Source organism: Burkholderia latens (assembly GCF_902499045.1).
Taxonomy (GTDB): Bacteria; Pseudomonadota; Gammaproteobacteria; order Burkholderiales; family Burkholderiaceae; genus Burkholderia; species Burkholderia latens.
Window position 1 is genome coordinate 1 of the sequence record NZ_CABVPL010000027.1, and the last position, 19,879, is coordinate 19,879.

Sequence of the window (19,879 nt, forward strand, 5' to 3'; positions counted from 1 at the left end):
CGCGACGGTCACGGCCGCCGCCGCGAGCAGCGCGGCCGGCGAAAGCTTCGCGCGCAGCAGGCGCCGCACGGCAGCGGCGAAGCCGGCGTCGGCCGGCCGGATCGGCCGGATCGGTTGCATCGCGGGACGCATGGTCATTGCGTGAGGTCGATCTCGTAGATCGCGAGGTTCTTGCCCGATCCGTCGTCGGCCGCGACCTGCGTGATGCCGGTCAGGCCCGCGGCCGTCGCGTCGCCGAGCCGGTTCGGTGCGGACGTGAACCGCACGTGCGCGACCGAGCTCGCGAGCTTCGTGAAGCGCCAGCTGCGCTGCGCACCGTCGGCCGCGCGCGTGATCGCGCCGCGCTTCTTGATGAACGCGATCAGCACGTCGCGGTTCGCGTCGGGCGACGCGAAGATCGTCTTGCTGCCGTCGAGGCCCGGAAAATTGCCGCCGCCGCTCGCGCGGTAGTTGTTGGTCGCGACGATGAACTGCGCGTTCGGATCGATCGGCGCGCCCTTGTACGTGAGGTTCCTGATCCGGCTGCCGACGGGCTGCGTGACGTCGATCTCGTACGCGAGATCGGCGGACGTAAACATGTCGAAGTTGTAGCCGGGGAAACTGCTGACGAGCGGCTGCACGCTCGCCTGGGTCGGGTCGATCGTGTTGAAGCGTTTCGCGGCCGTCTCCAGCCAGTTCTTCAAGTCGCTGCCGCTCACCTTCACCGCGTACACGGTGTTCGGATACAGGTACAGGTCGGCCGCGTTGTTGATCGCGAGCGCGCCCGGCGCGACGTCGGTGTAGTCGCTGCCGCCGCCGAAGCCGCTCTTGAACGGCGCGCTCACCGACAGCACCGGCAGCGACGCGTATTGCGGCAGGTTCGCCTGCACGTACGTCTTCACGTAGTCGGCCTGCGCCTCGTTGACGATCTGGATCGCGCCCGGATCGCCGACGTCCGCGAAGTACGAGTTCATCCGGTAGTCGGTCGAGCCGATCGGCGTCTTCACGTAGTCGATCGTCGCCTGATGCTCGGCGGCGATCGCGGCGGACACCGACGGATCGGCGGCGACGTAGCTCTTGTCCGCGTTCTGGATCGGGCGCGCCTCGACGGTCGTCTGCGACTTGTCGACGGCCCACGTTTTGCCGTCGAACTTCAGGCCGAGCTTGATCACGCCGAGATGCTTGCCCCAGTAGTTGGCCATCACGGTCGGCACGCCGTTGACGGTGCCCTTGACCTTGTCGACGCCAGGCAGGTTGAACTGCGGCACGGTGCTGTTCGCGTCCGGGAACACCTGATGCGAGTGGCCGATCAGCATCGCGTCGATGCCGGGCACTTTCGACAGCCACCAGCTGCCGTTTTCCATCGTCGGCGAATACGCGGAATTGTCGAGCCCGCCGTGCGAGATCGCGACGACGAGATCGGCGCCTTTCGTGCGCATTTCCGGAATGTACTTCTCGGCGGCTTCCTTGAGCCCGGTCGTATAGACCTTGCCGTCGAGCCAGCGCTTGTCCCAGTTCATGATCGCGGGCGGCGTGAAGCCGATGATGCCGATCTTCACCGGCGCGCTGACCGTCTTGCCGTCGGGCGTGACGGCCGTCACCGTGCGCGTCAGGATCGTATACGGCGTGAACAGCGGCGCGTTCGTCTTCGCGCTGATCACGTTCGCGAGCACCTGCGGGAAGTTCGGGCCCGCGCACTTCTTCTGCCGGGCCGGTGCGGGCAGCCCGTCGACGTCGAACGTATTGCCGGTCACTTGCGACAGGTACGGCAGCCCGTAGTTGAACTCGTGGTTGCCGATCCCGCCGCCGTCGAACTTCGCGGCGTTCATCACCTTGTAGATCGCGAGCGTCTGGTCGCAGCCGACGGGCTTCACGAGCGCCTGGTAGTCCGACAGCGCGGTGCCCTGGATCGTGTCGCCGTTGTCGAGCAGCAGCGTGTTCGGGTACTGCGCGCGCGCCTGCGCGATCAGCGTCGACACGCGCTCGAAGCCGAGCGAGTTGTCGGAGGCGAGCTTGAAATAGTCGTACGACAGCACGTTGGTGTGCAGGTCGGTCGTTTCGAGCAGCGCGAGCGTGGCGGTCGTGCCGGCCGGCGCTTGCGCCTGCGACGGCGGCGGGGCGGTGACGTCGTCGCCGCCGCAGCCGGCGACGACGAACGCGAGGCTGGCGAGCGCGGCGGCGCCGGTCGCGCGGCGGCGGGAAAGCGGGGGGAGACGCATCGATTGTCCTGTTCCGGTTCTGTTCTATGAGTCGCGAGGTGCGCGGCGAGATGGCGGCGCGAGTGCCGACGGCCTGATGTGCGGCGCGTGAGAGTATCGAAAGGAAACGTGACGGAAGAATGAAAGCTCGCGCGCCGGGCAATCGGCCGGGCGGCCCGGGCCGGCGGCACGCGCCTCAGCGGCCGCGCCCGGCGGAAATCCTCACGTCGCGGCGCCGGGCGGTTCGCTACAATGGCCGCTGTCATCCTTTTGCAAACAACCCGCCCTTGGACTTCGAGACCCCTCCCGGCCTGTCGGTCGACGCCGGCGGCCAGGGCCAGACGGTGCGCCTGTACGGCCAGTGGACCGCGCTCGCGCTCGCACGCAACCGTGGCGCGGTCGCGCGCCGCATCGCGGCCATCGCGTCCGGACGCGTGAGCGAATGGGATCTGTCCGGCATCGAGCGGCTCGACCACGTCGGCGGCCAGGCGCTGTGGCGCGTGTGGGGCCGCAAGCTGCCGCCCGGCGTCGCGCTGAGCGCGACGCAGCGCACGATCTTCGAGCGGATCGAACGCCTCGACAGCCAGCGCGAGGCGCCCGAGCGCGTCGTGAGGTTCGATCCCGTCACGCGCCTCGGCCTGGGGATCTTCGCGTTCGGCGAACACCTGCAGGGCGGCATCGCGATGTTCGGCCGCGTGATCCTCGACGCGCTGTCGGTGCTGCGCCATCCGAAGACGATGCCGTGGAAGGAAACCTCGGCGAACATCTACAGCGCCGGCACGCAGGCGCTGCCGATCACCGCGCTGGTCGCGTTCCTGATCGGCATCGTGCTCAGCTACCTGTCCGCGCAGCAGTTGCAGATGTTCGGTGCGAACCGCTACATCGTGAACATCCTCGGGCTGTCGGTGATCCGCGAGCTCGGGCCGGTGCTGTCGGCGATCCTCGTCGCGGGCCGCTCGGGCTCGGCGATCACCGCGCAGATCGGCGTGATGCGCGTGACCGAGGAACTCGACGCGATGCGCGTGATGGGCATCCCGCACGGGCTGCGGCTGATCCTGCCGCGCGTGCTCGCGCTCGGCGTCGCGATGCCGCTGCTCGTGATGTGGACCAACATCATCGCGCTGACGGGCGGCGCGCTCGCCGCGAAGCTGGTGCTCGGGATCGACGTCAACTATTTCGTGCGCTCGCTGCCGGGCGTCGTGCCGATCGCGAACCTGTACATCGGCATCGGCAAGGGGGTCGTGTTCGGCATGCTGATCGCGCTGGTCGCCTGCCATTTCGGCTTCCGGATCAAGGCGAACTCGCAGAGCCTCGGCGAAGGCACGACGACGTCGGTCGTCACGTCGATCACGGTCGTGATCCTCGCCGACGCGGTGTTCGCGATCCTGTTCCAGAACGTGGGGCTCGGATGAACGCGTCGAACGACACCGCCGCGCACGCCGCGGGGACCGGCGCGGGCGCGGTCGGCACGCCGCCGGCCGCACCCGGCGACGACCTCGTGATCGAGGTGCGCAACCTGACGAAGCGCTACGGGCGCAACATCGTCCACCAGAAGCTCGACTTCGACGTGCGGCGCGGCGAGATCGTGTCGATCGTCGGCGGCTCGGGCTCCGGCAAGACGACGCTCGTGCGGCAGATCCTCGGCCTCGAGCGGCCGACGTCGGGCACGATCAAGGTGTTCGGCGAAGATACGTCGAAGATCGACGCCGCGACCGCGCGGATGATGCGCACGCGCTCGGGGATGCTGTTCCAGCAGGGCGCGCTGTTCTCGTCGATGACGGTGTTCGACAACGTCGCGCAGCCGCTGCGCGAGCTCGGCCGCGTGCCGGCCGACCTGCTGCACGACATCGTGATGCTGAAGCTCGAGATGGTCGGGCTGCCGTGCAAGCATGCATCGAAGATGCCGGCCGCGCTGTCGGGCGGGATGGTGAAGCGCGTGGGGATCGCGCGCGCGATCGCGCTCGAGCCCGAGCTGCTGTTCCTCGACGAGCCCACCGCCGGCCTCGATCCGCAGGCGTCCGACGAATTCGTCGAGCTGATCGCGACGCTGCACCGCACGCTCGGGCTGACGGTCGTGATGGTCACGCACGATCTCGACACGATGGTCGCGCTGTCCACGCGCGTCGCGGTGCTGGCCGACCGCAAGGTGCTGGTCGCCGCGCCCGTCGAGGAAGCCGCGAACGTCGACCACCCGTTCATCCACGAATATTTCCTGGGGCTGCGCGGGCGCCGCGCGCTGCAGGCGCTGCCGCCGGAGCGGCGCGCGAAGCTGCCGAAGGCGGCCCTCGAACCGGCGCTGTCGAGCGTCGAGTTGTAAGCCTCGCAAGAAGCAAGGAACCCGCGAATGGAAAACAAATCACATGCGTTCTGGGCCGGCCTGTTCACGATCGCGCTGACGCTGGCGATCGCGGGCACCGTGTTCTGGTTCAACGTCGATCGCACCGTGCGCGTGCCGTACGACCTGCTCGCGCGCACCAACGTGACGGGCCTGTTTCCCGATGCGGCCGTGCGCTTTCGCGGCCTTGACGTCGGCAAGGTGCAGTCGATCGGCTTCGACCGCACGCATCCGGGCCAGATCCGGATCCGGATTCTGGTCGACCACGACGCGCCGATCACGCAATCGACGTACGGCAGCCTCGGCTTCCAGGGCGTGACGGGCATCGCGTTCGTGCAGCTGGAGGATACCGGCCGCGATCTCGCGCCGCTGCCGTCGTCGCCGCGCGCGATCGCGCAGATTCCGATGCGTCCGAGCCTGTTCGACCAGATCCAGGAGCGCGGCGACGTGCTGCTGCGGCAACTCGAGCAGGCGGCGAAAAGCGCGAACGCGCTGATGTCGCCGGACATGCGCGAGCAGCTGCGCGCGACGGCCGAAAGCCTGCAGCATGCGGCCGACGGCGCGGCGACGCTGTCGAAGCAGCTCGCGCCGGCGGTCGCCGCGCTGCCGGAGACGATGCACCAGGTCGATCGCACGATGGCGTCGGCGAACACGTTGCTGCAGCCGAACGGGCCGCTGGTGGCGAACCTGAACAAGGCCGGCACGGCCGCGGAGCAGATCGGCGTCGCGCTGAACGACCTGAACGCGCGGGTTCAGTACGACACGCTGCCGCGTTTCAACTCGCTGGCGGGCGACGTCGGCGATGCGTCGCGGCAATTGAAGGACGTCGCCGGTGAACTCGGCCGCAACCCGAGCAGTCTGTTGTTCGGTTCGCCCGGTGCCGCGCCGGGGCCCGGCGAAGCGGGCTTCGTCTGGCCGGGCGCGGGTGCGGCGGCCGGCAAATGACGCGGATCGCCCGCCCATCGGCCGTGCGGCCCGCAACGAACGCGGGCCGTCACGCCATCGAAACCGCCAACATCATGCAGGAACATGCCATGCTACGAATCCTTGATCGCGCGCTGCGGCCGGCCGCGGCCGCGCTCGCGATGCTCACGCTCGTGTTCGCCGCCGGCTGCGCAGGCAACAGCGCGGCGCTGTCGAACATCCGCTACGACCTCGGGCCGGCCGCGCCGGTCGTGACGGCCGGCACGGGCCCCGCGCTGAAGGTGCTCGACGTCGGCGCGCCCGACGCGCTCAACACCGACAAGTTCGTCTACCGCCTCGCGTATGCGGATGCGCAGCGCATGGCCGTCTATCGCGACAGCCGCTGGACCGCACCGCCCGCGCAATTGCTCACGCAGCGGCTGCGCGGCGCGCTGTCGTCGCGCGGCGCGGTGCTCGAAGGCTCCGACGGCGTACGCGCGCCGACGCTGAAGGTCGACCTGAACGAGTTCGAACAGGTGTTCGACGGCCAGTCGCAGAGCCACGGCGCCGTCACCGCGCGCGCGACGCTGATGCAGGACGGCAAGGTGCTCGGCCAGCGCACGTTCGTCGCGCGCGCGCCGTCGAGCACGCCGGACGCGGCCGGCGGCGCGCGTGCGCTCGCGGCGGCGAGCGACGAGCTCGTGTCGCAGATCGCCGCGTGGGTCGGCGTGCAGGCGTACGCGGGCAATCCGTGACGCGCCGCGCGCAGCCGCGATGAGCGCGCCGGGCACGCCGCGCGCGTCGGCGCTCGCGCGGCAGGCGTTCGCCGCGTACGCGGCGCTCATCGTCTATGCGTCGCTGTATCCGTTCCAGGGTTGGATGTCGCTCGGCATCGGGCCGTTCGACTACCTGGTCGCGCCGATGCAGCGCTACGTGACCGTGTTCGACGTCGTCACCAACGTGCTCGGCTATATGCCGTTCGGCGCGCTGGGCGTGCTCGCGCTGCATCCGCGCCGGCGCGGCGTCACCGCGACGCTGACCGTGTGCGGCCTCGGCGTGTTGCTGTCGGGATCGATGGAGGCGCTGCAGACGTACCTGCCGACACGCGTCGCGTCGAACCTCGACCTCGGCGCGAACGCGCTCGGTGCGCTGCTCGGCGCTGCGCTCGCGGCGCCGGCCACCGGCGCGCTGCTCGATCGCGGCGCGCTGCGGCGGCTGCGCTTCGCATGGTTCGAAGCGGACGGCGCGACGCCGCTGCTGCTCGCCGCGTTGTGGCCGTTCGCGATCCTGTTTCCTTCCCCGTTCCTGTTTGGCATCGGCGACTGGCCCGCCGCGTTGTGGGAGCGCGCCGACGGTTCGATGCAGGACGCACTGCTCGCATGGCTGCCGGCCGCGTGGCGCGTCAGCGAATGGCCGGAGCGCGTCGACGGCTGGCTGTCCGACTCCGCATGGGAGGCCGCGCTCGGCGGGCTGATGCTGTTCGCCGCGCTCGCGATCGCGTCGCTCGCGATGCGCGTGAGCGCGCCGCGCGTGCGGCTCCTGATCGCGTTCGTCGCGACCACGCTCGCGCTGAAGGCGGCCGCGACCTTCATGCAGTCGAGCACCGGTCTCGTCGTCGTGTGGGCGACGCCGGGCGCGCGGCTCGGCATCGAACTCGGCTTCGCGGCGGCGCTGGTCGCGTTGCGCGTACCGGCGCCGTGGCGCGCGATGCTCGCGGCCGTCGCGCTGCTGGCCGGCGTCGCGCTCGTCAACCTGCTGCCGGTCAATCCGTTCTTCGACTTCACGCTGTCCGGCTGGCGGCAGGGCCGTTACGTGCACTTCAACAGCATCGCGCGCTGGCTCGCGTGGATCTGGCCCTACGCGGCGCTGATCTGGCTCGGCCAGCGCGTCGAGCATGCGTGGCTGCCGCGCGCGCTGCGGCGCTGACGGCGGGCCGCCACGCGCCCCGGCGGGCGGCGCGCTCGCGGGCAGCGGCGCGCGCCGGTCGTTATAATCGACCGCACATCCGTTGCCGCGCGCGACGGCAATCGCCCCTCTTTCCGCCCGGCCGCGCGCCGGGCCGCTCATCACCATCATGGATTCCTACTACCAGCACCACGTCTTCTTCTGCCTGAACCAGCGCGAACCGGGCGCCGAGCGTCCGAGCTGCGCGCGATGCAATGCGCAGACCATGCAGGAATACGCCAAAAAGCGCGTGAAGGAACTTGGCCTCGCAGGCCCCGGCAAGGTGCGCATCAACAAGGCCGGCTGTCTCGACCGCTGCGAGGAAGGGCCGGTGATGGTCGTGTATCCGGAAGGCACGTGGTACACGTACGTCGACCAGGCCGACATCGACGAGATCGTCGAATCGCACCTGCGCGACGGCAAGGTCGTCGACCGCCTGAAGATCTGAGCGGGCGGGCCGAATGAACGTTCATACGCAGAAGTCGCTGATCGCCGGCCCGGCCGGGCAGATCGAAATCGCGGTCGACGTGCCCGACGCCGTGCGCGAAGGCAGCGCCGCGCCGCGCGGGATCGCGCTCGTCGCGCATCCGCATCCGCTGTTCGGCGGCACGATGGACAACAAGGTCGCACAAACGCTCGCGCGCACGCTCGTCCAGCTCAACTACGTGGTGTACCGGTCGAACTTCCGCGGCGTCGGCGCGACTGAAGGCGTGCACGACAACGGCATCGGCGAGGCCGACGATCTGCTCGCGGTGCTCGCGCACATGCGTGCGCAGCCTGCATACGCGGACCTGCCGCTCGTGCTCGCGGGCTTCTCGTTCGGCACGTTCGTGCTGTCGCATGTCGCGAAGCGGCTGCGCGACGCGGGCGGCACGATCGAGCGGATGGTGTTCGTCGGCACCGCCGCGAGCCGCTGGCAGGTGGCCGACGTGCCCGAGAACACGCTCGTGATTCACGGCGAAACCGACGACACGGTGCCGATCGCATCGGTGTACGACTGGGCGCGGCCGCAGGAGCTGCCGGTCGTCGTGATCCCCGGCGCCGAGCATTTCTTCCATCGCAAGCTGCACGTGCTGAAGCGCATCATCGTCGACGCTTGGCGTTGATGCGCCAAACCGGTCGTGCGGCGCCGCCGCCGCACGCCTGCGATGCCGCGCGCTCGCGCGACATCGCGCCGCACCGTGTCGAACACGATCTTCGATGCATCGCGCCGCACGGCGCAGCGTGACTTGCGCGGCGCCTGCGCGCGCCTTTCATGCGGCTTCGGCCGCGATTCACCGCAACGAAGCCGCGCTATCCTCTCGAAGGCTGCATGCGGCCTTCGCGCGCACGGTTCGCGAAAACGCCGTTCGCGGCCACGTATAATGGCCGCATTTCGCGTCGCCCGCGGCCCGGCTGGGCCCATGCGGCGCTCGTTTCGCCGCCTGTGCGCCCGCTCGCGACGGCCGCGAACCGAACGCGTCCGCACGAGTCCAACCGGCGCGTTTCGCGCCGTCCGACGCAGTCGGACGCATGCCGAAACGCCCGCCGCCTTGCCGTTCAACCCCTGCGCGTTTCGCGCCGCACTTTCTGCCATCAGCCTGAATCGATCATGCGTCTGTCTTCCCAAGGCCTCAAGTCCCTCGCTTCTTCCATCGCCTTCGGCACCGCCGCGCGCAACGTCGCGCTGGGCGTGATGCTGCCCGTCGCGCTCGCGTCGACGATCGTCGTCGCCGAGGCGAAGCCCGCCGCCAAGGCCAAGGCCGCGCATGCGGCGCCGGCCGCCGCCGCCGAGCAGTTCACCGGCGCGCCCGCGACGTTCATGCCGGGTGCGGTGCCGCCGCCGGGCGTGAACGCACGCTCGTGGGTGCTCGTCGATGCGACGAGCAACACGGTGCTCGCATCGGGCAACGCGGACGAACGCGTCGAGCCCGCGTCGCTGACGAAGCTGATGACGGCCTACCTGGTGTTCGAGGCGCTCGACAAGAAGAAGATCTCGATGGAGCAGATCGTCACGCCGAGCGAGGCCGTGCGCCGCGTCGGCCGTGACGAGTCGCGCATGTTCATCGAGGCGAACAAGCCGGTGTCGGTGCACGACCTCGTGTACGGGATGATCATCCAGTCGGGCAACGACGCCGCGATCGCGCTGGCCGAACTGGTCGGCGGCAGCGAAGGGCAGTTCGTCACGATGATGAACGACGAGGCGCAGCGCCTCGGCATGAAGGGCACGCACTTCGCCGACGTGAACGGCATGCCCGACCCGAACCACTACACGACGGCCGGCGACCTCGCGAAGCTGTCCGCACACCTGATCCGCGATTTCCCGCAGTACTACGGCATCTTCTCGGAGAAGGAATTCAAGTACAACAACATCCGCCAGGGCAACCGCAACCGGCTGCTGTGGCTGGATCCGACGGTCGACGGCCTGAAGACGGGCCATACGCAGGCGGCCGGCTTCTGCCTGATCGCGTCGGCGAAGCGCGCGATTCCGGGCGTCGACGGCCAGCGCCGCCTCGTGTCGGTGATGATGGGCGAGCCGAAGGAAAGCGACCGCACGCAGGACAGCATGAAGATGCTGAACTACGGCTACAGCGCCTTCGACGCGGTGCGCCTGTTCAAGGGCGGCCAGGCGATGTCGACGCCGCGCGTCTACAAGGGCAAGGAGAACACCGTGCAGGTCGGCGTGAAGGGCGACCAGTGGGTGACGGTGCCGCGCGGCCTCGGCGACAAGGTCAAGACGGAAGTCGACGTCAACGCGCCGCTGATCGCGCCGCTCGCGGAAGGCCAGCAGGTCGGCACCGTGAAGATCGTCGCCGACGGCAAGACGCTGTCCGAGTTCCCGGTCGTCGCGCTGCAGGCGGTGCCGGAAGCGGGTATCTTCGGACGTATCTGGGACTCGATCCTGCTGATGTTCAGCAAGAAGAAGTAAGCGCGACGAGCCTTTGTTTTCACGACTTCATCCCCATCTGGTATAGCCATGAGCCAAGCCGAATTCGAACCGATCGTCTACCTCAGCGTGTCGTCGCAGGAGGAACTGGTGCCGCTGTCGCAAGCCCGTGTGCCGGTGCTCGACCGCGGGTTCATCTTCGGCGACGGCGTGTATGAAGTTGTCCCCGTTTACGCGCACGACGGCGCGCACGTGCCGTTCCGGATCGAACAGCATCTGGACCGGCTCGCGCGCAGCCTGAAGAAGATCGGCATCGACGATCCGCACGATGCGGCCGGCTGGCGCGCGCTGATCGAGCGCGTGGTGGCCGCGAACGCGGAAGGTCTCGCCGACGCCAACGCGCTCGTCTACCTGCAGGTGACGCGCGGCGTCGCGAAGCGCGGCCACGCGTTTCCGGCGAACGCGGTGCCGACGGTGTTCGCGATGACGAGCCCGCTGCGCCTGCCGTCGGCGGACGAGCGCGCGAAGGGCGTGCGCTGCGTGACGGCCGAGGATCGCCGCTGGCTGCATTGCGACATCAAGTCGATTTCGCTGCTCGGCAACGTGCTGATGGCGCAGCATGCGGCCGAACGCGATGCGTTCGAGACGATCCAGCTGCGCGACGACAACGTGACCGAAGGGTCGTCGTCGAACGTGTGGGTCGTGAAGAACGGCGAGCTGTTCGCGCCGCCGCGCAGCAACAGGATCCTCGAAGGGATCCGCTACGCGCTGATCGAGCAGCTGGCCGACGAATGCGGGATTCCGTTCGTCGCACGCGAGATCAGCGAGGTCGAGCTGCGCGCCGCGGACGAGATCATGATCACGTCGGCCACGAAGGAGATCCTTCCGGTCACGTCGCTCGACGATCTGCCTGTGCAAGGCGGCAAGCCGGGCCCCGTGTTCGCGGCGTTGTACGACGCGTACCAGCGTGCGAAGGCACGCGAGTTTGAACAGTTTGACCTAACCCGGAGAAAGTGATGAGCGAACCGACCAAAACCATCGAGGTCACCGGCGCGATCGATGCCCGGAAGGAGTCGCTGCTGGAGTTTCCGTGCGATTTCCCGATCAAGATCATGGGCAAGGCGCACCCGGAGTTCAAGGACACGATCTTCAAGGTCGTGGCCGTCCACGACAACGAGATCGACGTCGAGAAGATCGAAGAGCGCGCATCGAGCGGCGGCAACTACACCGGCCTCACGATCACCGTGCGCGCGACGAGCCAGGAACAGCTCGACGACATCTACCGTGCACTGACCGGCCATCCGATGGTCAAGGTCGTGCTCTAAGGGCCCCGCGGCCCGGGATCAGCGCAAACGGCCGCTGATCCCTTTCCATCCTCCGTCCAGCGCGCACTCGGCGGGGCATTTCCCCGCCGCGCGGCGCGCGTCCAGTTCGTCGCACAGCCTCTTGAATTCCGCGACTTCCTCGAAAATCCACGTCCTGAACGCCTGCACGCGCGGCGTGTTCAACAGCGGCGGCGGACAGACGAAAAAGTAGTGCCACGGGCTCCGCCCGTCGATGTCGAACAGGCGCACGAGGCGCCCGTCCAGCAGGTCGTGCACCGCCAGCGAGCGCCGCACCAGCGCGATGCCCTGGCCTTCGATCGCGGCCAGCAGCAGATTCGACGAATCCTGATACAGAATCCCGCGCTTCGGCTCGGTCAGCGTATCGACTCCGGCCGCGTCGAACCACGGCCGCCACAGCTCGTCGTCCGAACGCAGCAGGTTGTAGTGGACGAGGTCGGCGGGCGTCCGCGGCAGCTTGCCGCCGTTCAGCGTCGGCGAGCACGCCGGAAAGAACACCTCCTCGAACAGCGGCTCGACGTGCAGCCCCGGATAGGTGCCGGAGCCGAAGCGGATCGCGAGGTCGACGTCGTCGCGCGCGAAATCGGTGAGCGAGTTGGTCGACTGCAGCTCGACGTCGATTTCCGGATGCCGCTCGATGAACCTGCCGATGCGCGGCGTGATGAAGCGCGCGGCGAACGACGACAGCATCGACACCACCAGCCGCCGTCCGCGGTCGCTCGCGCGCACGTCGCGGGTCGCATCGGCGATCGTCATCAGCGCGGTGCGGACCTGCTGCGCGTAGCGCATGCCGGCGTCGGTCAGGCACAGCCGCTTGCCGTTGCGGGTGAACAGCTGCACGCCGAGCTCGTCCTCGAGCGCGCGCACCTGGTGGCTGACCGCGCCGTGCGTGACGTACAGCTCGTCGGCGGCGCGGGAGAAGTTCTCGTGGCGGGCGGCGGCTTCGAACGCGCGGATCGCGTTCAGCGCAGGCAGCTGGCGGAGGTCCATTTGCTAATTTTCCTCACATCGACGTGAAAATTGGTCGTTTGGTCGGGCGCCTTGGGATGACTACGATTGTAGCCATCGAAGCACTTATTGGCGGAGTCGATCATGCAAGAAATTTCTTCAAGCATCACGTTCGAAATTCCCCCGGGCGAGACCGTGCCGATGAAGGTCCAGCGCAGCACGCGCCTGACCGTGCAATGCGGGCCGGTCTGGGCGACGCGCAGCAACGACGTCGAGGACTACTTCCTCGTCGACGGCGAGACGCTGAAGCTGCGCCGCGGCGAGCGGTTGTGGCTCAGTGCGGAAAGCGGCCAGGGGGCGCACGTCGCGTTCTCGGTGTCGCGGCCGCCCAGGGAGGTGGCGCTGAGCGGGCTCGCGCGGCTGCGCGACCGCGTGAATGCACTGTTCCACGACGGCTGGCGCACCGTCTGACACGGCTTTCGTCCGACGGATGCGCGTCATCCGTCCCTTTCGATGCCCGGCGAGACCCATGGGTTTTCGGTAAACTACCGCCCATGTCCGTTTCGCCGGTTGCCATCGTGTCCACGCCTGTCGCTGTTTCCGCCTCGCCCGCCGGGTCCCCGGTTCAGCCAGTCGTGCCGGTCACCGTGCGCTGGCGCGGCAGCGAGGCCTACCAGACGAGCTTCGACGCGATGCGCGCGTTCACCGATACGCGCACGGCCGACACCGGCGACGAAATCTGGGTCGTCGAGCATCCGCCCGTCTACACGCTCGGCCAGGCCGGCGATCCGGCCCACCTCTTGGTGGCCGACAGCGGCGTGCCGCTCGTGAAAGTCGACCGCGGCGGACAAATCACCTATCACGGCCCCGGCCAGATCGTCGTCTACCTGCTGCTCGACTTGCGCCGGCGCAAGCTGATGGTGCGCACGCTCGTGACGAAGATCGAGGAGGCCGTGATCGAAACCCTCGCGGCGTATAATCTCGCTTCGGTCCGCAAGGCGGGCGCGCCCGGCATCTACGTGGCGTCCGGCCCGCACGAGGGCGCGAAGATCGCGGCCCTCGGCCTGAAGATCCGCAACGGCTGCAGCTATCACGGGCTGAGCCTGAACGTGAAGATGGATCTGCGGCCGTTTCTCGCGATCAACCCGTGCGGCTATGCCGGACTGGAAACCGTCGACATGGCGAGCCTCGAGGTTGCCGCCGACTGGAACGATGTCGCCCGCACGCTCGTGGAGCGTCTGATTGCCAACCTCGATGGCGCATCCGCGGCCGCCGACAAGCCGCAGGCACTGGAACATTCGAATGACTGACGTTACCGCTTCCCCCGCACCGGCCGATTCGGCCGCGACCGCTGCCTACGATCCGACCGCCAAGCAGAAGGCGCAGGCGAAGACGGCGCGCATCCCGATCAAGGTCATTCCGATCGAGAAGCTGAAGAAGCCGGAGTGGATCCGCGTGAAGGCGGCCACCGGCAGTTCGCGCTTCAACGAGATCAAGACGATCCTGCGCGAGCACAACCTGCATACCGTGTGCGAGGAAGCGAGCTGTCCGAACATCGGCGAATGCTTCGGCAAGGGCACCGCGACGTTCATGATCATGGGCGACAAGTGCACGCGCCGCTGCCCGTTCTGCGACGTCGGCCACGGCCGTCCCGATCCGCTCGACGCGGATGAACCGAAGAACCTCGCGCGCACGATCGCCGCACTGAAGCTCAAGTACGTGGTGATCACGAGCGTCGACCGCGACGATCTGCGCGACGGCGGCGCAGGCCACTTCGTCGAGTGCATCCGCGAAGTGCGCGAGCAGTCTCCGGACACGCGCATCGAGATCCTGACGCCGGACTTCCGCGGCCGTCTCGACCGCGCGATCTCGATCCTGAACGCGGCGCCGCCCGACGTGATGAACCACAACCTCGAAACGGTGCCGCGCCTGTACAAGGAAGCGCGCCCCGGTTCGGACTACGCGCATTCGCTGAAGCTGCTGAAGGACTTCAAGGCGCTGCATCCGGACGTCGCGACGAAGTCGGGCCTGATGGTCGGCCTCGGCGAGACCGAAGAGGAAATCCTGCAGGTGATGCGCGACCTGCGCGCGCACGACGTCGACATGCTGACGATCGGCCAGTACCTGCAGCCGTCCGAGCACCACCTGCCGGTGCGTGCGTACGTGCATCCGGACACGTTCAAGATGTACGAGGAAGAGGCGTACAAGATGGGCTTCACGCACGCGGCCGTCGGCGCGATGGTGCGCTCGAGCTATCACGCCGATCTGCAGGCGCATGGGGCAGGGGTGGTCTGAGCGCCGATTCGCCTCCATCCGCAGAAGTCCGGCAGTCCCAAAAAGCCCGCAGCGATGCGGGCTTTTTCGTTCGCGCGGCCGCCGCGTGCGCACACGCACGACATTCGTCACCTGACCGGACGCGCGATCCAATCGAACGTGGAAAGCAAAGCCGAAACGGCATCGATAGCTTCGCAGGATAAGTTCGCTCCCGCCGCGCGCAAAGCTCGTAAAGTCGGCTCTCCCGCAGCAATGCCCGTATTCCGAAGGAGAGCCGCATGTCCCGTTTCAGCTTCATCCGCCGCGCGGTCGTCGCGCTGACCGCCTTTGCCGCGCTCGGCGCGGCGCACGCCGAATCGCGCGAGGTCGTGATCGCGTACCAGGACATGGTCGTGCCGTGGCGCTACGCGCAGGCGAGCGGTGAAGTCGAAAAGGCGACGGGCTACAAGGTCACGTTCCGCAAGCTCGACAGCGGCGCGGACGTGATCCGCGCGCTCGCGTCCGGGTCCGTGCAGCTCGGCGAAGCCGGGTCGAGCCCGATCGCGGCCGGGCTGTCGCAGGGGCTCGACATCTCGCTGTTCTGGGTGCTCGACAACATCAACGACGCCGAGGCGCTCGTCGCGCGCAACGGCTCCGGCGTGACCAGCGTCGCCGCGCTGAAAGGCAAGAAGATCGGCGTGCCGTTCGTGTCGACGTCGCACTTCCATACGCTCGTCGCGCTGCAGGCCGCCGGCGTGAATCCGAACGACGTGAAGATCGTCAACCTGCGTCCGCCCGAAGTCGCGGCCGCGTGGACGCGCGGCGACATCGACGCGACCTACATCTGGGATCCGGTGCTCGCGAAGGTCAAGCAGTCGGGCACCGTGCTGACGACGTCCGGCCAGGTCGCGAAGGAAAGTGGCAAGGCGACCTTCGACGGCTTCGTCGTGAGCCGCAAGTTCGCGCGCGAGAACCCGGAGTTCGTCGCGCGCTTCGTGAAGGTGCTCGCGTCCGCCGATGCCGATTACCGTGCTCACCCCGCCGCATGGAAGGTCGGCTCGCCACAGGTCGCGGCGGTCGCGAAGGTGTCGGGTGCGAACGCGCAGGACGTGCCGGCCAGCCTCGCGCTGTACGCGTTCCCGACGCCGGCCGAGCAGGCGTCGCCGACGTGGCTCGGCGGCGGTGCGCAGTCAGGCGCCGCGAAGTCGCTCGCGGCCACCGCCGCGTTCCTGAAAACGCAAGGCACGATCCAGACGGTGCTCGCCGACTATTCGGTCGGCGTCGATCCGCAGTTCGTTCAGAAGGCCGCGCGCTGAGCGCGGCACGTCAGGCAACCCGGCCAACTCATCGCGGAGCCCCTCGATCATGAGCACGCTCGAAGTCCGTCAGGTATCGGTCGCGTATCCGGGCGAGCGCGGCCGGCCGACGACGCAGGCGCTCGCGCGCGTCGACCTGCGCATCGATGCCGGCGAATTCGTCGTCGCGCTCGGTGCATCCGGCTGCGGCAAGACGACGTTGCTGAACTGCATGGCCGGCTTCGTCGCGCCGACGACGGGCGACGTATGCGTCGACGGCGTGCCCGTCACGGGCCCCGGCGCCGATCGCGGCGTCGTGTTCCAGAAATACGCGCTGCTGCCGTGGCTCGACGTGCTCGACAACGTCGCGCTCGGGCTGCGCTTCGCGCGCGTGTCGAAGGCCGAACGCGAAGCGCGCGCGGCGCAGATGCTGGCGCTCGTCGGTCTCGAGCGTCATGCGCATGCGCGCGTGTATGAACTCTCCGGCGGGATGCAGCAGCGCGTCGGCATCGCGCGCGCGCTCGCGAGCGATCCTCGCGTGCTGCTGATGGACGAGCCGATGGGGGCGCTCGACGCGATGACGCGCGGCACGATGCAGGCGCTCGTGCTCGACGTGTGGGCGCGCACCGGCAAGACGGTGTTCTTCATCACGCACGACGTCGAGGAGGCGCTGTTCCTCGCGACGCGCCTCGTCGTGATGACGCCGGGCCCCGGCCGCATCGCAGAAACCTTCGAGCTGCCGTTCGCGCGGCGCTATGTCGAATCGCGCGATGCGCGCGCGGTGAAGTCGTCGCCGGAATTCATCGCGTGGCGCGAGCGGCTGATCGCGTATCTGCATCGCGACGAGGCGGCCGCGGAGGCCGCGTGATGCACGAGTTCGCGCGGCACGGCGCGTCCGTCGGGCGCGGCCGGATCAGTCCCTTGGACAGGCAGGATGACATGAGCACGCAGGATTCCTTGGCGGCCGATCGCGCGGCCGCGCGGTTCGGGCAGCACGATTACGCCGCACGACGTCGCGATGCAGCGCGTCCCGCCCGCATATCGCATCGCTACCGCTTGCCGGGGCAGGGGAAGACGGCCGCGCTGAGCGCCGCGACGGTCGCGGCGCTCGCCGTGCTGTGGTGGGTCGCGACGCATCTGCAGTGGCTGCCGCCGCTGTTCCTGCCTGCGCCGGAAGCCGTGTGGACCGCGTTCGTCGATGCGTGGCACGGCCGTATCCAGGGCGGCCTGCCGTTGTCCGAACACTTGTTGTGGAGCGCCGCGCGCGTGTTCGGCGCATTCCTGCTCGCGACGGCGATCGGCGTGCCGGCCGGCATCCTGATGGGCGTGAGCCGGATCGCGCGCGGCGTGCTGGACCCGCTGCTGGAGTTCTACCGGCCGCTGCCGCCGCTCGCGTACCTGCCGCTCGTCGTGATCTGGTTCGGCATCGACGAGACGGCGAAGCTCGTCGTGATCTTCCTCGCGTGCTTCGCGCCGATCGCGATGGCCGCGCGCGCCGGCGTGCGCGCCGCAACCGTCGAGCAGATCAACGCCGCGTACTCGCTCGGCGGCAGCTTCGCGCAGATCGTGCGGCACGTCGTGCTGCCGGCCGCGCTGCCGGAAATCCTCACCGGGCTGCGGATCGCGATCGGGTTCGGCTGGACGACGCTTGTCGCGGCCGAGATGGTCGCCGCGACGGCCGGGCTCGGGCAGATGGTGCTCAACGCATCGAGCTTCCTGCGCACCGACATCGTCGTGATGGGCATCCTGCTCATCGGCGCGATCGCGTGGTTGTTCGATCTCGCGATGCGCTGGGTCGAGCGGCGGGTGGTGCCGTGGAAGGGGCGCGGGTGACGTGACGCCGGCGCCACGGGCCACGCGTACGCGCTGCACGGGCCCGCCGCGCTCAATCGCCCATCGCCACCCCTTCCCGCCGCGGATCGGCCCCGCCGAACCACACCGTCTGCCCCTGCACGTTCAGCCGCTGGATCCCCTGCACGCCCGAGTTCATCTCGACGACCTTCACGTCGTGCCCGCGTCCCTTCAGTCCGTCGACGAGCGCATCCGACACGCGGCCGCGTTCGAGCTGCGTCGGCCCGTTCATCGACCCGAAGTTCGGCAGCGCGATCGCCTGCTGCATCGTCATCCCCCAATCGAGCACGCCGATCATCGTCTTCGCGACGTGGTTGATGATCGCGGGGCCGCCGGCCGAGCCGACGATCATCGTCACCTGCTTCGTCTTCTGGTCGAACACGAGCGCCGGCGACATCGCCGAGCGCGGCCGCTTGCCCGGCTGTACGCGATTCGCGACCGGCCGCCCGTTCTCGGTCGACACGAACGAGAAATCGGTCAGCTGGTTGTTCAGCATGAAGCCGCGCACCATCAGCCGCGAACCGAATGCGTCCTCGACGCTGGTCGTCATCGACAGCGCGTGACCGTAGCGGTCGACGATCGCGATGTCGGACGTCGACGGCAATTCGGCGCTGCGATCGTCGGCGAGCGCGAGCGTCGCGCCCCGCGGCGTGCCGGCCTGTGCGACGCCCATGCTCGTGTCGCCGATCAGCCGCGCGCGCTGCGCGAGATAGGTCTTGTCGGTGAGGCTCGCCCAGCTGCCGCCCGGCAGCGGCACGAAATCGGGATCGGCGACGTAGCGCGCGCGGTCCGCATACGCGAGGCGTCCGGCTTCGCTGAACAGGTGCGCGGCGAACGGCGTCGGCTCGTAGCCGACGTCGTTGCGCACCGGCTTCTGCGCGCCGATCTGCTGCCAGTCGGGCATCGCCTCGAGAATGCCCAGCATCTGCGCGATCGCGAGGCCGCCCGACGACGGCGGCGGCATTCCGCACACCACCGAGCGCCGGTAGCCGGTGCACAGCGGCGCACGCACCTTCGCGTTGTAGCGCGCGAGATCCTGCAGCGACAGCAGCCCCGGATTGGTCGGGTGCTTGCGCACTTTCGCGACGATGTCGCGCGCGATCGCGCCGGTGTAGAACGTGTTCGCGCCGCGGTCGGCGACCTGGCGCAGCACCGTCGCGAGCGCGGGGTTCTTCAGCACGGTGCCGGCCGCCTTCGGCGTGCCGTCCTTGTTGTAGAAGTACGCGCGCGCGGCCGGGTCGTTCATCAGGTACTTGTCGTTCGCGATCAGCATCGCCAGACGCGGGCTGACCGTGAAGCCGTGCTCGGCGAGCCGGATCGCCGGCTGGAACAGCCGCCGCCACGGCAGCTTGCCGTGCGCGCGGTGCGCGGCGTCGAGCATCCGCAGCACGCCGGGCGTGCCGACCGAACGACCGCCCACGACGCCCTCGTAGAAACTCATCGGCTGGCCGGTCGGGCCGTAGAACAGCCGGTCGGTCGCGGCCGCCGGCGCCGTCTCGCGGCCGTCGTATGCCTGCGTCGCGCTGCCGTCGAAGTACAGCATGAACGCGCCGCCGCCGATGCCCGACGACTGCGGCTCGACGAGCGAGAGCACCATCTGCGTCGCGATCGCCGCGTCGATCGCGGTGCCGCCGGCCTTCAGCATCTCGTAGCCCGCCTGCGCCGCAAGCGGGTTCGCGGCCGCGATCATGAAGCGCTGCGACGTCCAGCCCGGCTTGTCGGTCCAGCCGGACGACAGCTCGGGCGCGTGCACGCCGGGCAGCGGCACCGCGGCGCCCGACGCGGCGGCGACCGGGACGACGGCGTTCGATGGCGCGGACGGCGACGTGCAGCCGGCGCTGAACGTTGCGAGCGCGACGAACGCGAGCGCGGCGACGGGCGTCCAGGGACGCGAATGCGGACGAATCCGGTCGAACATTGAACCCTCGGCAACGGTGAATTCGAAGGAGGCGGCGGCGCCGTGC

The 19,879-nt window shown here is 68.8% G+C and carries 19 protein-coding genes; 16 read left to right on the forward strand and 3 right to left on the reverse strand.

Annotated features, from left to right (window positions below):
* Positions 1–134 precede the first annotated feature (134 nt).
* On the reverse strand, positions 135–2,198 hold the full coding sequence (locus tag BSE24067_RS18650; protein ID WP_151068656.1) for a bifunctional 2',3'-cyclic-nucleotide 2'-phosphodiesterase/3'-nucleotidase: 2,064 nt from the start codon (positions 2,196–2,198) through the stop codon (positions 135–137).
* Positions 2,199–2,464: 266 nt separating this feature from the next.
* Between BSE24067_RS18650 and BSE24067_RS18655 the strand changes: the two genes are divergently transcribed.
* The 10 genes from BSE24067_RS18655 (at position 2,465) to BSE24067_RS18700 (ending at position 11,550) form a co-directional block, all read left to right on the forward strand.
* Complete coding sequence (locus tag BSE24067_RS18655; RefSeq protein ID WP_151068655.1) at positions 2,465–3,589, forward strand: MlaE family ABC transporter permease; 1,125 nt, start codon at positions 2,465–2,467, stop codon at positions 3,587–3,589.
* The gene (locus BSE24067_RS18660; RefSeq protein WP_151068654.1) at positions 3,586–4,494 is read left to right on the forward strand and encodes an ABC transporter ATP-binding protein; all 909 of its coding nucleotides are present in this window, start codon (positions 3,586–3,588) and stop codon (positions 4,492–4,494) included. Before BSE24067_RS18655 ends, BSE24067_RS18660 begins: the two co-directional genes overlap by 4 nt.
* A 27-nt stretch (positions 4,495–4,521) precedes the next feature.
* Positions 4,522–5,457: an MlaD family protein gene (locus BSE24067_RS18665; protein WP_151068653.1), complete on the forward strand. Its 936-nt coding sequence runs from the start codon at positions 4,522–4,524 to the stop codon at positions 5,455–5,457.
* A gap of 89 nt (positions 5,458–5,546) precedes the next feature.
* Positions 5,547–6,170: an ABC-type transport auxiliary lipoprotein family protein gene (locus BSE24067_RS18670; RefSeq protein ID WP_151068652.1), complete on the forward strand. Its 624-nt coding sequence runs from the start codon at positions 5,547–5,549 to the stop codon at positions 6,168–6,170.
* 19 nt (positions 6,171–6,189) lie between these two features.
* Entirely contained in the window at positions 6,190–7,341 is a 1,152-nt protein-coding gene (locus BSE24067_RS18675) for a VanZ family protein (RefSeq protein WP_151068793.1), read from the forward strand.
* Between the two features lie 148 nt (positions 7,342–7,489).
* On the forward strand, positions 7,490–7,807 hold the full coding sequence (locus BSE24067_RS18680) for a (2Fe-2S) ferredoxin domain-containing protein (protein ID WP_151066901.1): 318 nt from the start codon (positions 7,490–7,492) through the stop codon (positions 7,805–7,807).
* A gap of 13 nt (positions 7,808–7,820) precedes the next feature.
* Positions 7,821–8,465, forward strand: coding sequence for an alpha/beta hydrolase (locus BSE24067_RS18685; protein WP_151066903.1), 645 nt, complete (start codon positions 7,821–7,823; stop codon positions 8,463–8,465).
* 485 nt (positions 8,466–8,950) lie between these two features.
* Positions 8,951–10,267, forward strand: a complete 1,317-nt coding sequence (locus tag BSE24067_RS18690) for a D-alanyl-D-alanine carboxypeptidase family protein (protein ID WP_151066905.1) — start codon at positions 8,951–8,953, stop codon at positions 10,265–10,267.
* Between the two features lie 48 nt (positions 10,268–10,315).
* Positions 10,316–11,242, forward strand: a complete 927-nt coding sequence (locus BSE24067_RS18695) for a D-amino acid aminotransferase (RefSeq protein ID WP_151066908.1) — start codon at positions 10,316–10,318, stop codon at positions 11,240–11,242.
* Positions 11,242–11,550 (forward strand): HP0495 family protein, encoded by a 309-nt coding sequence (locus tag BSE24067_RS18700; RefSeq protein WP_151066910.1) that lies wholly within the window; start codon positions 11,242–11,244, stop codon positions 11,548–11,550. Before BSE24067_RS18695 ends, BSE24067_RS18700 begins: the two co-directional genes overlap by 1 nt.
* Positions 11,551–11,568: 18 nt before the next feature.
* On the opposite strand, the gene BSE24067_RS18705 is transcribed toward BSE24067_RS18700, so the two are convergent.
* Entirely contained in the window at positions 11,569–12,558 is a 990-nt protein-coding gene (locus tag BSE24067_RS18705) for a transcriptional regulator GcvA (RefSeq protein WP_151066912.1), read from the reverse strand.
* 102 nt (positions 12,559–12,660) lie between these two features.
* Here BSE24067_RS18705 and BSE24067_RS18710 point away from each other — a divergent pair, with 102 nt between their 5' ends.
* The 6 genes from BSE24067_RS18710 to BSE24067_RS18735 all read left to right on the forward strand — a co-directional run bounded on the left by BSE24067_RS18710 (position 12,661) and on the right by BSE24067_RS18735 (position 17,897).
* A complete protein-coding gene (locus BSE24067_RS18710; RefSeq protein WP_151066914.1) occupies positions 12,661–12,987 on the forward strand; it encodes a DUF2917 domain-containing protein in 327 nt (108 codons plus the stop codon).
* A gap of 83 nt (positions 12,988–13,070) precedes the next feature.
* Positions 13,071–13,826 (forward strand): lipoyl(octanoyl) transferase LipB, encoded by a 756-nt coding sequence (gene lipB / locus BSE24067_RS18715; RefSeq protein WP_151066917.1) that lies wholly within the window; start codon positions 13,071–13,073, stop codon positions 13,824–13,826.
* Complete coding sequence (lipA, locus tag BSE24067_RS18720; protein ID WP_151066919.1) at positions 13,819–14,811, forward strand: lipoyl synthase; 993 nt, start codon at positions 13,819–13,821, stop codon at positions 14,809–14,811. Before lipB ends, lipA begins: the two co-directional genes overlap by 8 nt.
* A gap of 257 nt (positions 14,812–15,068) precedes the next feature.
* Positions 15,069–16,085, forward strand: a complete 1,017-nt coding sequence (gene tauA / locus BSE24067_RS18725; RefSeq protein ID WP_151066921.1) for a taurine ABC transporter substrate-binding protein — start codon at positions 15,069–15,071, stop codon at positions 16,083–16,085.
* A gap of 49 nt (positions 16,086–16,134) precedes the next feature.
* Complete coding sequence (locus tag BSE24067_RS18730; protein ID WP_151066923.1) at positions 16,135–16,932, forward strand: taurine ABC transporter ATP-binding protein; 798 nt, start codon at positions 16,135–16,137, stop codon at positions 16,930–16,932.
* Positions 16,932–17,897, forward strand: a complete 966-nt coding sequence (locus tag BSE24067_RS18735) for an ABC transporter permease subunit (RefSeq protein WP_151066938.1) — start codon at positions 16,932–16,934, stop codon at positions 17,895–17,897. Before BSE24067_RS18730 ends, BSE24067_RS18735 begins: the two co-directional genes overlap by 1 nt.
* A 52-nt stretch (positions 17,898–17,949) precedes the next feature.
* Here the strand turns inward: BSE24067_RS18735 and ggt are convergent, their stop codons facing one another.
* Entirely contained in the window at positions 17,950–19,833 is a 1,884-nt protein-coding gene (gene ggt, locus BSE24067_RS18740; protein ID WP_151066925.1) for a gamma-glutamyltransferase, read from the reverse strand.
* Between the last annotated feature and the right edge of the window lie 46 nt (positions 19,834–19,879).